The 13,101-nt window shown below is 69.6% G+C and carries 13 protein-coding genes; 7 read left to right on the top strand and 6 right to left on the bottom strand.

What is annotated here, in order from left to right:
* Positions 1 to 24 precede the first annotated feature (24 nt).
* On the top strand, positions 25 to 966 hold the full coding sequence (coaA, locus tag LEL84_RS23345) for a type I pantothenate kinase (RefSeq protein WP_226512889.1): 942 nt from the start codon (positions 25 to 27) through the stop codon (positions 964 to 966).
* Here coaA and LEL84_RS23340 read toward each other — a convergent pair.
* Positions 938 to 1,447 (bottom strand): carboxymuconolactone decarboxylase family protein, encoded by a 510-nt coding sequence (locus LEL84_RS23340; RefSeq protein ID WP_068970150.1) that lies wholly within the window; start codon positions 1,445 to 1,447, stop codon positions 938 to 940. The two genes, coaA and LEL84_RS23340, sit on opposite strands and share 29 nt — an antisense overlap.
* The gene (locus LEL84_RS23335; protein WP_068970149.1) at positions 1,444 to 2,223 is read right to left on the bottom strand and encodes an SDR family oxidoreductase; all 780 of its coding nucleotides are present in this window, start codon (positions 2,221 to 2,223) and stop codon (positions 1,444 to 1,446) included. Before LEL84_RS23335 ends, LEL84_RS23340 begins: the two co-directional genes overlap by 4 nt.
* A gap of 82 nt (positions 2,224 to 2,305) precedes the next feature.
* On the opposite strand from LEL84_RS23335, the gene LEL84_RS23330 reads away from it, so the two are divergent.
* A complete protein-coding gene (locus tag LEL84_RS23330; protein ID WP_068970148.1) occupies positions 2,306 to 3,769 on the top strand; it encodes a PLP-dependent aminotransferase family protein in 1,464 nt (487 codons plus the stop codon).
* Positions 3,770 to 3,796: 27 nt separating this feature from the next.
* Here LEL84_RS23330 and LEL84_RS23325 read toward each other — a convergent pair whose 3' ends face one another.
* The gene (locus tag LEL84_RS23325) at positions 3,797 to 4,579 is read right to left on the bottom strand and encodes an isoprenyl transferase (RefSeq protein ID WP_068970147.1); all 783 of its coding nucleotides are present in this window, start codon (positions 4,577 to 4,579) and stop codon (positions 3,797 to 3,799) included.
* A 114-nt stretch (positions 4,580 to 4,693) separates the two neighbouring features.
* Here LEL84_RS23325 and trhA point away from each other — a divergent pair, with 114 nt between their 5' ends.
* The 4 genes from trhA to LEL84_RS23305 all read left to right on the top strand — a co-directional run bounded on the left by trhA (position 4,694) and on the right by LEL84_RS23305 (position 9,406).
* A complete protein-coding gene (gene trhA, locus LEL84_RS23320; RefSeq protein ID WP_068970146.1) occupies positions 4,694 to 5,362 on the top strand; it encodes a PAQR family membrane homeostasis protein TrhA in 669 nt (222 codons plus the stop codon).
* A gap of 59 nt (positions 5,363 to 5,421) precedes the next feature.
* Complete coding sequence (locus LEL84_RS23315; protein WP_223258833.1) at positions 5,422 to 5,973, top strand: hypothetical protein; 552 nt, start codon at positions 5,422 to 5,424, stop codon at positions 5,971 to 5,973.
* 93 nt (positions 5,974 to 6,066) lie between these two features.
* A complete protein-coding gene (locus tag LEL84_RS23310) occupies positions 6,067 to 7,641 on the top strand; it encodes a PepSY-associated TM helix domain-containing protein (protein ID WP_083229305.1) in 1,575 nt (524 codons plus the stop codon).
* A gap of 115 nt (positions 7,642 to 7,756) precedes the next feature.
* Positions 7,757 to 9,406, top strand: coding sequence for an alkaline phosphatase D family protein (locus LEL84_RS23305; RefSeq protein ID WP_068970144.1), 1,650 nt, complete (start codon positions 7,757 to 7,759; stop codon positions 9,404 to 9,406).
* 83 nt (positions 9,407 to 9,489) lie between these two features.
* Here LEL84_RS23305 and LEL84_RS23300 read toward each other — a convergent pair whose 3' ends face one another.
* Together LEL84_RS23300 and LEL84_RS23295 are read right to left on the bottom strand one after the other, a co-directional pair.
* A complete protein-coding gene (locus tag LEL84_RS23300) occupies positions 9,490 to 10,578 on the bottom strand; it encodes a 3-deoxy-7-phosphoheptulonate synthase (RefSeq protein WP_226512888.1) in 1,089 nt (362 codons plus the stop codon).
* 249 nt (positions 10,579 to 10,827) lie between these two features.
* Positions 10,828 to 11,274, bottom strand: a complete 447-nt coding sequence (locus LEL84_RS23295; RefSeq protein ID WP_226514398.1) for an Lrp/AsnC family transcriptional regulator — start codon at positions 11,272 to 11,274, stop codon at positions 10,828 to 10,830.
* 97 nt (positions 11,275 to 11,371) lie between these two features.
* Here LEL84_RS23295 and rocD point away from each other — a divergent pair, with 97 nt between their 5' ends.
* Positions 11,372 to 12,628, top strand: a complete 1,257-nt coding sequence (rocD, locus tag LEL84_RS23290) for an ornithine--oxo-acid transaminase (RefSeq protein WP_226512887.1) — start codon at positions 11,372 to 11,374, stop codon at positions 12,626 to 12,628.
* Here the strand turns inward: rocD and LEL84_RS23285 are convergent.
* Positions 12,594 to 13,097: a TspO/MBR family protein gene (locus tag LEL84_RS23285; RefSeq protein WP_058250738.1), complete on the bottom strand. Its 504-nt coding sequence runs from the start codon at positions 13,095 to 13,097 to the stop codon at positions 12,594 to 12,596. The two genes, rocD and LEL84_RS23285, sit on opposite strands and share 35 nt — an antisense overlap.
* Positions 13,098 to 13,101: the final 4 nt, after the last annotated feature.

Raw genomic sequence — 13,101 nt, 5'->3', positions numbered from 1 at the left:
ACCGACATCGGCGGAGCTGCCCTGATGGCCCGCAACGCCACCGATCGGGATCCCAGTCTGTACCTGGAACTCGACCGGAGGCAGTGGCGCGAACTCCGCGAGTCGATGCCCCTGGTCCTCAACGAGGACGAACTGGCCGAGCTCGTCGGCCTCGGTGAGCAGATCGACCTCGACGAGGTCGCCGACGTGTATCTGCCGCTCTCTCGTCTGATCCACCTGCAAGTCGCTGCGCGGCAACGGTTGTTCGCCGCGACCTCGACCTTCCTCGGTGAGCGGCAGACCAATCGGCAGGTGCCCTTCGTCATCGGGATCGCGGGCAGTGTGGCGGTCGGGAAGTCGACGACGGCCCGCGTGCTCGCCGCCCTGCTCGCCCGCTGGGAGTCCCACCCGAAGGTGGACCTGATCACCACCGACGGTTTTCTGCTGCGCCTCGCGGAGATGCAGCGTCGGGGCATTCTGCACCGCAAGGGATTTCCCGAGTCCTACGATCGCCGGGCCCTTCTGCGCTTCGTCACCGAGGTGAAGTCGGGTGCGCGCGAGGTCGCCGCGCCGGTCTACTCGCACCTCGCCTACGACATCGTGCCCGACGTCTATCACTATGTGCGCCAGCCCGACATCCTGATCCTCGAGGGCCTCAACGTGCTCCAGACCGGAGCGACGCTGATGGTCTCGGACCTGTTCGACTTCTCCATCTACGTCGACGCCAAGATCGACGACATCGAATCCTGGTACATCTCGCGCTTCCTGCAGATGCGGACCACCTCGTTCGCCAACCCGGACTCGCACTTCCACGCGTACGCGTCGCTGACCGACGATCAGGCGACCGCCGCGGCCCGGGATCTGTGGACCTCGATCAACCGTCCGAATCTGATCGAGAACATCCTGCCCACCCGGCCGCGGGCGTCACTGGTGCTGCGCAAGGACTACGACCACTCCATCAATCGGGTGCGCCTGCGGAAGCTCTGACCGACGATGCGGCCCGGCGTTCGTCGAGTCCGGCCGGGTACCCGCCGGCCAGCGCGATGCGGTTCCACGCGTTGATCATCACGATCGACGCGACCAGCTGACCCATCGCGGCGGCGTCGAAATGGGCTCGTGCGGAATCGAACACGTCGTCGGGGACACCGTTCTCGCCGATCAGCGTGACGCTCTCGGTGAGAGCCAGCGCCGCCCGTTCGGCCGGGGTGAACGCCGATCCGGCCTCCCGCCACGCGGCGATCAGCATCAGTTTGTGCGGGTCGATGTCCTTGGCGAGGGCATCGGAGGTGTGCATGTGCAGGCAGTAGGCGCACCCGTTGAGTTGCGAGGCCCGGATGACGATCAGTTCGGCGAGTTCTGGGTCAACCCCGGCCGACGATGCCCGCTGCAGCGCCACGAGGGCCTTGTACACGGACGGATTGTCCTGCGGTATCCACATTCTCGTCGCAGGCCGGGCGGCGGTGCTCATCGCCGTTCCCCCGCGCTCGCATTCTCGCGACCGGCCAGCCACCCGTCGAGCGTCGTCGACGTGACGACGTCGGGATCGACTGGCACGAGTCCGCCCTCCCGTATCGCCGGCCCCCCGAACCGGACGCCGAATATCCATCGTGGTGAGCCGGTCTGCGCAGCAACCGCTTTCGCCACATCGACCAGGTCCATCTCCACCGGTCCGCTCACCTCGATCGTCCGCTTTCCGGTCGGACCCGCGGTCACCACGTCGGCGACCGCCACGGCCACGTCGGCGACCGCGGCCGGGGCGCACCGCATCCTGGGCACCGCGGCGATCGGACCGAACCCCATCGACGACATCATCTGCTCGGCGAGCTCGAACCACTGCACCGACGCCAGGATGGTGAGTGCCGCGGGGTCGACGACCTCGCCGTAGGCGGCCTCCTGTGCCGCTTTGCCCTGGTAGTAACCGAATTTGGCGTTGACCGCCGGATCGCCGGCGTTGACGATCGACACCACGACGACGTGCGCGACACCCGCCGTCGTCGCGGCACGGCCGATCTTGGTCGCCGTGGTCTCGAAGAAGTCGATCGCCTCCTTCGCCTTCAGCGTCTGGAGACTGAGGCAGTCGACGACGGCGTCGGCACCGTCGAACGCCGCCGCCAGACCCGTTCCGGTGTAGGCGTCGACGCCGGTCGCCCGGCTGGCGCGCACCACCTCGTGGCCCCGCTCGACGAGCAGGTCGGCGACCCGACTTCCCAGCGCACCGCTGGCACCCACGACCACTATCTTCATCTCGTTCCTCCTCAAGGACGGACAGCTCTGTGTTGTGGGTTTAGGCTATGCCGCAATTAGCTCAAGAAAGTGGTCCAATCCGATGGCAGAAAAGCGGGTCAATTCGACGGCGGATCCCTGGGCCGAAGTGGCCGAGCGGCTGGGCGCGGACCTTTTCCTCGACCTGCAGCCCGATCCGGGCGCGGGTGCACGCGGGCGCGGTGCCACCCTGCGTCGGGCCCTCACCGAGGCGCTGCGCTCGGCCATCCTCGACAACCGACTGCCCGCGGGCACCGCATTGCCGCCGTACCGATCCCTCGCCGCGGACCTCGGTCTCGCTCGCGGCACCGTGTCGGCGGTCTACTCCGAACTGATCGCGGAAGGGTGGCTGACCGCGCGCCAGGGCTCGGCCACCCGGGTCGCCGACGGTGCGGCACGGCCACCGGCCATCGACGATCCCGGTGCGTCCACAGCCATGCCGGCCCTGCGTCACGACTTCTCGCTGGGACGACCCTGCGCCGGGATGTTCCCGCGCAACGACTGGATCCGCGCCACCCGACGCGCCCTGACCGAGACCCCCGACGACGCCTTCGGACCGGCTCACCCCCGCGGGCGCCTTGAGCTGCGGAACGCCCTCACCGGTTACCTGGCCCGCACGCGGGGTGTCCGCACCGCACCGGACCTGATCGTTCTCGGGACGTCGGTGCTGTCGGCACTGGAGTTGTTGGCGCGCACGGTGATCGGTGGTGTCGTCGCGGTCGAGAGCCACGGTCTGCCCTTTCACCGGCACGCCCTCGAGCGCGGCGGCGCGCGGGTCGTACCGGTGCGCATCGACGCCGACGGCATGGTGATCGACGAGCTCGAACGCACCGGGGCGGCCGCGGTCGTGCTGACCCCCAGCCACCAGTTCCCCACCGGTGTCGCTCTTTCGCCGGCGCGCCGGATGCAGGTCGTCGACTGGGCGCGGCGGACCGGCGCGGTCATCGTGGAGGACGACTACGACGGCGAGTTCCGCTACGACCGCGAACCGGTCGGTGCGTTGCAGGCGCTCGGCCCCGACGTCGTCGTCCACACCGGCTCGCTGAGCAAGAGCCTGTCGCCGGCGGTACGCGCGGGCTGGCTGGCCACTCCCGCCCACCTGGTCGAACCGGTGTTGCGCGGCAAGGGCTTCCGTGAGGCCGACGCGAGCATCGTCGATCAGCTCACGCTGGCCGAACTGATCGGTTCCGGAGCCTACGACCGGCACATCCGGCGCAGTCGTCAGGCGTACCGGACCCGGCGCGATGCGCTGGTGTCGGCCCTGGCCGGAATCGGACTCGAACTCCCCGGCATCGCCGCCGGACTGCACGCGTTGATCCCCGTCGACCATGCCGACGAGGGAGCCATCGTCCACCGGGCCTACGAACGCGGAATCGCGGTGACCGGACAGTCCCTGTTCCGGCATCCCGACGCCGACCCGCTGCCCTCCGGCGGGATCGGCGTCGGCTTCGGCACTCCCGCGGCGTCGACCTTCGGCGCCGATCTCACCGCATTGACCGGGCTCCTGGCCGACTCCGCCGCACGCTGAACCCGGCGCGGATCGACACCGGCGGAGTCACTTGCCGAACCGCCGGCTCCGCGCGGAGTAGTCGCGCAAGGCGCGCAGGAAGTCCACCCGACGGAACTCCGGCCAATAGGCGTCGGTGAACCAGATCTCCGAATAGGCGCTCTGCCACAACAGGAATCCCGACAGCCGCTGCTCTCCGGAAGTCCGGATCACGAGATCCGGGTCGGGCTGACCCTTGGTGTAGAGATTGGCGTCGATCGCCTCCACGGTGACCGCATCCACCATCTCGGCCGCAGTCGCCCCGGCGGTCACCTTCTCCTCCAGGAGCGCGCGAACCGCGTCCACGATCTCCTGCCGCCCGCCGTATCCGACGGCGACGTTGACGTTCATCCCCTGCCGTTCGGCGGTGCGGTCGGCGGCCGCCCGCAGACGTCCGGCCACCAGCTCGGGCAGTGCGTCGAGGGTGCCGACGATGCGGATCCGCCACTCGCCCTCGGGCGCGGAGATCTCGTCGACGATGTCCGGCACGATCTCGAGGAGTGCGTCGAGTTCGTCCGACGACCGGTTGAGGTTCTCGGTCGACAACAGGTAGATCGTGACGGCTTCGATGCCCAGGCCGGCGCACCAGCCGAGCATGTCCGCGATGCGCTGGGCACCCACGCGGTGTCCGTGGCTGACGTCCTCGAAACCAGCCTCACGCGCCCACCGCCGGTTGCCGTCGCAGATGATCGCCACGTGACGCGGCAGACGCTCGGTGTCGAGGAGCTGGATGAGCCGCCGTTCGTAGACGGAGAGAACGGGTCGTCGAAGCCGGTCCGGCAGGAGCTTCATCGTCGCGTCGTTCCCGCGTCGTGTCGGCCTCGTGTCACGCAGGACACCTTACGCGTCGCATCACGCCTTGCCGGTGACGCTGTGGACGCGCGAAGTTACGGTACCGTAGGTTCGGTGAGCACGTTGCTGAACCCGCCGGCTGACGTCCGCCCACGACTGCGCGGGGTCATCCACCACTACTCCGCCTATGTGGCCGCGGTCGCGGGGCTGGCCCTGGTGATCGGCGCGGCCACGGTCGGCGACCCCGTCGCCGTCGTACCGTGTGCCGTCTACGCGGTCACCGTGCTCGGACTCTTCGCGATCAGCGCCGGCTACCACCGGATTCCGTGGAAGACCGCCCGCGCGCGGACCCGGATGAAGCGTGCCGACCACGCGATGATCTTCCTCTTCATCGCCGGCACCTACACGCCGTTCTGCGCCCTCGGGCTTCCCTCGCCGACCAGTTGGTGGGTCCTCGGCATCGTCTGGGCCGGCGCAGCCGCCGGTGCGACCCTCAAGATCGCGTGGCCCGGCGCACCCCGCTGGCTCGGCGTCACCCTCTACATCGTGCTGGGCTGGGTGATCGTGGCCGTCGCCCCGGCGCTCGTCGGCGAGACCGGTCTGCCCGTTCTGATCCTGCTCGCGCTCGGCGGTGTCTTTTACAGCGTCGGTGGCGTCCTCTATGCGGCACGCTGGCCCGACCCCTGGCCGGAGACCTTCGGTCATCACGAGGTGTTCCACGCCTGCACCGCAGTCGCGGCCCTGCTGCACTACGTCGCCGCCTGGCTCCTGGTGTTGGGCTGACCTGCCCGTACGGTGACCGCACGCGGTTCGGGCATGACCGCCGTCGCTATGCTCCTTCCGTGAACCCGGACGTGCGCGCCCTCCACCGCCTTCGCGGTGGGGTCGTCGGCGCGCTGTCGGCGAGCACCGCGGTGGCCGCGCACGGGCTCGCGGCGGGTTCTCTCCCCGCCACCTCATCTCTGGTGTTCATGATCGCGGCGTGCACCGTACTCGGCTGGGCGATCGGCGCGACGGCCCGTCGTCGTCCCGGGTGGCTCGGCACGATCGGGCTCCTCGCGGCCGGGCAGGTGCTCGCACACGTGTCGCTCACCGCGCTCGATGCCTCGTCGGCGCACCACGCGGGCGTGAGTGCGCTTGCACACGCGCCGAGCGGGACCATGATGTTCGTCCACGCGGTGGCGACTCTGCTCACCGCCGCCGCCATCCACGTCGTCGAACCCGCCCTGCTCAGCGTCCTGACCGCGGTCGTCGCACTCATCCGGGCCGTCCTCGACCCGCCCGCTGACGACGCGATCCCGCGCGCCCCGCGGGCGACCCACGACGACGCGCGGCCCCGCCTGCGCGCCATCGCCGCTCTCGACACCCGCGGACCCCCGGCCCTCACGCGCTGATTCCCTACTCCGCCGACCCGTCACCCGACGGGCCGGTCGGTGCGCGTCTGCCCTCCCGCCTGACCGCGGTCAATGCCGCGCGCCGTCTTCCGCATGAGAGGCCCACCCGTGTCCCTGTCGAACCTGTCCCGCCCCGGTGAACCCGCCGGGCCGCCCGACCCCCGTCCCGAAACATCCGACGACAACCCCACTCCACCAGCCGCCGCACCAGACCGGCGAGTGACCCCGAACAGCTGGCAACCTCTGCTGCGCCGGTTGCACTTCTACGCCGGCGTCTTCATCGCGCCGTTCCTGATCGTTGCGGCGGTCAGCGGCGGGCTCTACGCGATCTCCCCATCGCTGGAACAGGTCGTCTACCGCGATCAACTCTCCACCGAAAGCACCGGCGACGCACGTCCGATCTCCGAACAGGTCGAGGCGGCGGCCCGGATCCGGCCGGACCTCACCCTGTCCGCGGTGCGCCCGGCCGCCGAACCCGGCGACACCACCCGCGTCCTGTTCGACGATCCCTCCCTCGGGGCGTCGAAGCGCCAGGCCGTGTTCATCGATCCGGTGACCCTGGAATCGACCGGAGAGCTGGTGTCCTACGGCAGCAGCGCGGCGTTGCCGATGCGCACCTGGATCAGCGAACTGCACCGTCACCTCCATCTCGGCGAGCCCGGCCGGATCTACAGCGAGCTCGCCGCCTCCTGGCTGTGGGTCATCGCCGTGGCCGGCCTCGCGCTGTGGATCTCCGCGTATCGCGCGCGCCGAAAACGACGCGCCGCCGACCTGGTCGCCTTCGACCGATCGGCGACCGGACGCAACCGCACCCGCAACCGGCACGGCGTGATCGGCGTCTGGATCGCGGTGGGGTTGGTGTTCTTGTCGGCCACCGGTCTGACTTGGTCGAAGTACGCCGGTGAGCACGTCTCCGATGTGCGCACGGCGCTGAGCTGGACGACCCCGACGGTCGACACCTCGCTGTCCGGATCGACGTCCGGATCGGACGGGCTGGGTGATCACAGCGGGCACGGCGATCACGGCGGCGCGGGTCACGGGCAGCGCGTTCCGGAAACGTCCGGCCAGACGATCGCGCAGCTCGACCGGGTGCTGGGCACCGCTCGGGCCGCCGGTGTGGACGGCCAGGTGGAGGTCTCGATCCCGACCGATGCGGACACCGCCTTCACCGTCGCCGAGACCAGGCAGCCCTGGCAGTTCGCCCAGGACACCGTCACCGTGAACGGCGCGACCGGTGCCGTTGTCGACGAACTGCGGTTCGCCGACTGGCCGCTCGCCGCGAAACTCACGACCTGGGGCATCGCACTGCACATGGGCATCCTGTTCGGCTGGGTGAGCCAGCTGGTTCTCCTGCTCCTGGCGATCGCGCTCGTGGTGCTGATCGTCCGCGGCTATCAGATGTGGTGGCAACGGCGGCCGAAGCGTGGCGGCGCGGTCGCGGTGGGTCGCCCGCCGGCACGGGGTGCACTGCGTCGGGTGCCGGTGGCCGGCGCGGTCGCGATCGTGGTGGTGGCCGCGGTGGTGGGCTGGTTCGTGCCGTTGCTCGGACTCAGCCTCCTCGGCTTCCTCGTGGTCGACGCCGCACTCGGAATCCGCGCCCGTCGCAAGCAAGTCGGCGTCGTCACCGGCGCCGGGAGCGAGTCGAGCGGGTCGGTCGACTCGCGGTAGCCCGTCGGGCAGGCGGCGGGGACGTACGCGTGGAGGTCGGAGACTTCACCTCCGCATCATGTCCCCGCCGTCTGCAGGTGGAGCCCAGGTCAGGTGATCCTGGTCGGCTGAGGCCATGCGGGGAAACCCGGCCGACGCATCACCGGCCCTTCTCACACCGTCGACCATCCGTTGTCATCCCGACCTCACGCTCCGCGGCGGCACTTCCCGACGCCGCTTCCTCACCTGGTCGGCACTCGTCGCCGGTCTCGCGTTCACGCCCGGCCTCCTCGGCGGCACCTCGCCGGCCCTACCCACACCGGCTCACCCCGCCGGCGTCTTCGGACTCGGGGTGGCGTCCGGTGACCCCCTCCCCGACGGCGTTGTGCTGTGGACGCGGTTGTCGCGCAACCCGTTCGCGCCCGGTGGCGGCATGGGACCACGCCCGGTGCGGGTCGACTGGGAGATCGCCGCCGACGAATCCATGACCCGCATCGTCCGTCGGGGTACGGTCCACGCCACCGCGGAATGGGGACACAGCGTGCACGTCGATGTCCGCGGTCTCGCGCCCGCCGCCGACTACTTCTATCGGTTCCGGGCACTCGGCGAGGTCTCGACGATCGGCCGGACCCGAACGGCACCAGCACCTTTCGCACGAGTCGAGAAGATGACGGTCGCCGTCGCGTCCTGCCAGAACTGGTCCGACGGCTACTACCATGCGTACGCTGACCTGGCGGCGCATGCACCCGACGTGGTGCTCCACCTCGGTGACTACATCTACGAGAAGCCGATCCCGGTTCATGGTGGCGCGAGACCCGAGGCGGTGCTTCCTCTCTCGGCAACACGGGAAGCAGTCGACCTCGACGACTACCGCGAGCGCTACGCGCTGTACAAGTCCGACCCCGACCTCCAACTCGCCCACGCGATGACACCGTTCGTGATCACCTTCGACGATCATGAGGTCGACAACAACTGGGCCGCAGCGATTCCCGAGGACCACACCCCACTCACCGCGTTCGCGCTGCGTCGCGCCCGCGCCCTGCGCGCGTGGTGGGAGAACACGCCGGTGCGGGTGGCGGCCCGACCGAACGGAACCGTCATCCGCGCGCATCGGCGGCTCGGCTTCGGCGACCTGGTCGACCTCACCCTGCTCGACACCCGCAGTCACCGCAGCGATCAGGCCAACGGAGACAACGACACCGGGCAGAACGCGCGCACCGCGGACGCCTCCCGAACCATCCTCGGTGCCGAACAGGAACGATGGGCGCTCGACGGCTTCGCCTCGTCCCGGCACCGGTGGAACGTCCTCGCCCAGCAGGTACCGATGGCCGACCTCGCCCGAACCGTCGGCTCGACCCGGGCGGTCAGCATGGACGGGTGGAGCGGCTACGAGGCCTCGCGCTCCCGCATCCTCGGCGGCGCCGCCGACCGGGGCGTGCGCAACCTGGTGTCGCTCGCCGGCGATATCCATCGCAGCGTGGTCGCCGACCTCCGGACCTCCTACACCGATGAATCGCCCATGCGCGGCGTCGAATTGGCCGCGACGTCGATCACCTCCGGCGGGGACGGGGAGGACATCGACGACGGCGACCGCCGCCTCAAGGAAGCGTCACCCCACGTCCGGTTCGGCAACTCGCAACGCGGCTACCTGCTCAACCGGATCCACTCCGATCGGTGGGAGGCCGAGTTCCGCGTGGCGCCGTCGGTACGGTCGCCCCGCGGAACACTGCGTCGTCGAGCACTGATCACGATCCCGGACTCGACGTCTGAGGTCGACGTCGTCTGACGCCGCTCCCTGATCCGAAAGAACGCCCTGCCCCCTGCTCCCTGAGGAGCGCCCGGAGCTTGCGGAGGGCGCGTCACGAAGGGTCAGCCCCGCGCGAGCGCCGCCAGGACCTGGGCGCTGGCCTCCCAGCCCATGCACTTGTCGGTGACGGACTTGCCGTACACCAGCGGGGTGGCCTCGGTCGATTGCGCGCCGGGCTCGAGGAAGCTCTCCAGCATCACGCCGCTGACGTTCGAGGGCTCACCGGCCTCGCGCGCCGCCCGGAGTCGCGTCGCGATCTCGGTGGCGACCTCCGCCTGACGGACATGATCCTTGCCCGAATTGGCATGCGAGCAGTCGATCATGACCCGGGCGGGCAGGCCGGCCGCGGCGAGCGCCTCGGCGGCCGCCGACACCGACTCCGCGTCGAAGTTCGGGCCGCGCGTGCCGCCGCGCAGGATGATGTGGCAGTCCTCGTTGCCTGCGGTCTCCACCACGGCGCCGTTGCCGAAGTCGTCGACTCCGAAGAAGACGTGTTCGGCCGCAGCGGCTTTCACGCCGTCGATGGCGACCTGGACGTTGCCGTCGGTGCCGTTCTTGAAGCCGATCGGCATCGACAGGCCCGACGCCAGCTGCCGGTGGACCTGGGACTCGGTGGTGCGGGCGCCGATGGCACCCCACGCGACCGCGTCGGCGATGTACTGCGGGCTGGTCGGTTCGAGGAACTCACATCCGACGGGCAGACCGAGGTCGATGATGTCGAGCAGCAACGACCGGGCGGTGCGCAGGCCACGCTCGACATCGAAGGTGTTGTCCATCCCGGGGTCGTTGATCAGGCCCTTCCACCCGACGGTGGTGCGCGGCTTCTCGAAGTAGACGCGCATGACGATCTTGAGTCGCTCGGAGTAGGCATCGGCCAGCGGCGCGAGGCGCCGGGCGTAGTCGATGGCGGCGATCGGATCGTGGACCGAACAGGGCCCGACGATGACGAGCAGCCGGTCACCGCGGCCGGCGAGGATGTCGGCGATCTCGTCCCGGTCGCGCTGGACGGCGACTGCTCGTCGTGCCGAGAGGGGCAGTTCGCTGCGCACGGTGTCGGGCGACGGGATCGGACGGAACGCCCGGATGCGGCGGTCGGAGGTCGATTCGGCGTTGTCGTCGGATCGGATCGGGAGGTCCGGCAAGGTGGTCACGTTGTGTGCCTTTCGAGGTCATGCCCGTGTCGTTGTGGTGACGAGGCATGCCCTGGGTGTGGTCGGAGCCCCGCTCAGATGACAAGAGCAGCGACCGTGGGGTCGCTGCTCGGGCTCCGGGTGTGTCGTGCGCGCGTCAGGTCAACGCATCATCGTGGCCCCACCCGGAGCCTCGATAAAGCGCCAATACGCGCGCACGGTGCTGATCACGGCGACCACACTAGCACAACGGTTTCGACACCCCGATTCTCACGGGTGCCCCCGGTCGATCAGCTCGCTGAGCACGAGGATCGACTCTGATCGATCCACCGGACCCGCCCGCCGGATGCGTTCGAGCGCCTGCTCGAGGTGCCGTACGTCGCGGGCCATCACGCGCAGGACGGCGTCGGCCTGACCGGTGACCGTCGCCGCGCCCACGACCTCCGGTATGGGCTCCCACGCCGCCTTCAACTCTTCGGGCGAGATGTTGCCCCGGCAGTAGACCAACACGTATGCCTCGGTGGTCCACTGCATCGCGTGCGGGTCGACGACCGCGGTGAAACCCCGGATGACGCCGCCGGCGACCAGGCGGTCGACGCGTCGTTTCACCGCGGGGGCCGACAACCCCACCTGCTGCCCGATCTGCTGGTAGGTCGCCCGGGCGTCCCGGGTGAGGTGCGCGAGCACCCTCTCGTCGAGGTCGTCCAGTGTCCGCAACAGACCGCTCCCCTTCGCGTCCATACCGGCGATCCGTTGCGTTCAGACGCAATCGACGTCGATTGTTTGCACCAGACCTCGACGATACCCTCGATTCATGACGATGACGAGCCCCGGCACCGGCACCCACGCCAGCGCGGGTGCACCGCTGGACGTCGTCGAACCTCATGTGGCGCACAACTATTCGCCGATCCCGGTGACCGCGGCCACCGCCGAGGGGGCCTGGATCACCGACATCGACGGCCGTCGACACCTCGACTGTCTCGGGGCCTATTCCGCGGTCAATTTCGGCCACCGCCATCCACGCATCGTCGCCGCCGCACTCGATCAGCTGGCGCGGGTCACCCTCACCAGCCGCGCATTTCGGTCCGATCGACTCGAACCGTTCTGCGCCGCACTGGCTTCCGTGTGCGGCAAGGACATGGTCCTGCCGATGAACACAGGTGCGGAGGCGGTCGAATCCGGGATCAAGGTCGCCCGCAAGTGGGGTTACGACGTCAAAGGCGTACCCGACGGCCGCGCCACGATCGTGGTGGCCTCCGGGAACTTCCACGGCCGCACGACGACGATCGTCTCGTTCAGCGACGACCCCGGGGCGCGCGCCGGATTCGGCCCCTACACACCGGGATTCGTTCGCGTCCCGTTCGGCGACCTGGCTGCCCTCGATGCCGCGATCGACGAGAACACGGTGGCCGTCCTGCTCGAACCCGTCCAAGGCGAAGCCGGCGTCGTCGTGCCTCCCGACGACTATCTGCCCGGCACGCGGGCCCTCTGCTCCGAACGCGGCGTGCTGTTCATCGCCGACGAGATCCAGTCCGGTCTGGGCCGCACCGGTAGGACCTTCGCAGTAGAGCACTGGGGCGTCGAACCCGACGTCTACCTGCTGGGGAAGGCACTCGGCGGCGGGCTCCTACCGGTGTCGGCGGTGGTTGCCGACCACGACGTCCTCGGCGTGCTGCATCCCGGTCAGCACGGATCGACCTTCGGCGGTAACCCGCTCGCCGCAGCCGTCGGTCACACCGTCGTCGACATGCTCGCCGACGGGACCTGGCAGCGACGGGCGGCGGAACTGGGCGATCATCTGCACGCCCGACTGCGCGACTTCGTCGGGAACGGGGTGGTGGCGGTGCGCGGCCTCGGCCTGTGGGCAGGGATCGATCTCGACCCCGCGCTCGGCACCGGCAAGGACTTCTGTCTGCGGCTGTCCGAACGCAATGTCCTCGCCAAGGACACCCACGGCTCGACGCTGCGACTCGCACCACCGCTCGTGGTCACGGAATCCGAGATCGACTGGGCGATGGACCGATTCGCCGCGACGCTCAGGCAGGCGCCGGTGACCGCCGACCACGATTGAGCCACCAGGCGCTCGTCGAGAGCACGGTGGCGAACGCGCACCACGCCGGGTAGGCGGCGAGCGCGGCACCTGCCGTCCGGTTCGTACGTGCGGTGCGCCGGGCGAGGTCGGCGCTGCTCACGGTGAGCGCCGCCGCCGCGACCGACGCGGTTCCGAGGGCGCCCCGGCCGAAGTAGATCCAGCTCCACCCGCCGTTGAGCACGAGGTTGGCGCCGAGCGCCGCGAGATACCGCTGACGTTGTTCGTGGTCGCCGTCGTCGGCCAGGTCGTCGAGGGTGACCGCCGAGGTCACCGCGAGGTCGGCGTAGAGCGAGGTCCAGGCGAGCGGGAACGCCCAGTTCGGTGGTACGAAGGACGGTTTCGCCAGCTTCGGATACCAGGTCTCGACCGCCGGCTTGGTGACCACACTGCCGATGGCTGCCGCCGCAGCGGTCGCGAGTGACGTCCCGATCAGAGTGGAGATGCGCATGACT

It is taken from the genome of Gordonia sp. WA4-43, from assembly GCF_020520305.1.
In the GTDB taxonomy this organism is placed as follows: Bacteria; Actinomycetota; Actinomycetes; order Mycobacteriales; family Mycobacteriaceae; genus Gordonia; species Gordonia hongkongensis.
Note: the sequence above shows the minus strand (reverse complement) of the source record. Positions and strands in the feature narration are given on the sequence as shown.

Coding starts and splice junctions, on each gene's coding strand:
- coaA (WP_226512889.1), top strand. CDS start 25: ATGGCCCGCAACGCCACCGATCGGGATCCCAGTCTGTACCTGGAACTC.
- LEL84_RS23340 (WP_068970150.1), bottom strand. CDS start 1,447: ATGAGCACCGCCGCCCGGCCTGCGACGAGAATGTGGATACCGCAGGAC.
- LEL84_RS23335 (WP_068970149.1), bottom strand. CDS start 2,223: ATGAAGATAGTGGTCGTGGGTGCCAGCGGTGCGCTGGGAAGTCGGGTC.
- LEL84_RS23330 (WP_068970148.1), top strand. CDS start 2,306: ATGGCAGAAAAGCGGGTCAATTCGACGGCGGATCCCTGGGCCGAAGTG.
- LEL84_RS23325 (WP_068970147.1), bottom strand. CDS start 4,579: ATGAAGCTCCTGCCGGACCGGCTTCGACGACCCGTTCTCTCCGTCTAC.
- LEL84_RS23310 (WP_083229305.1), top strand. CDS start 6,067: ATGAGAGGCCCACCCGTGTCCCTGTCGAACCTGTCCCGCCCCGGTGAA.
- LEL84_RS23305 (WP_068970144.1), top strand. CDS start 7,757: ATGCGGGGAAACCCGGCCGACGCATCACCGGCCCTTCTCACACCGTCG.
- rocD (WP_226512887.1), top strand. CDS start 11,372: ATGACGATGACGAGCCCCGGCACCGGCACCCACGCCAGCGCGGGTGCA.
- LEL84_RS23285 (WP_058250738.1), bottom strand. CDS start 13,097: ATGCGCATCTCCACTCTGATCGGGACGTCACTCGCGACCGCTGCGGCG.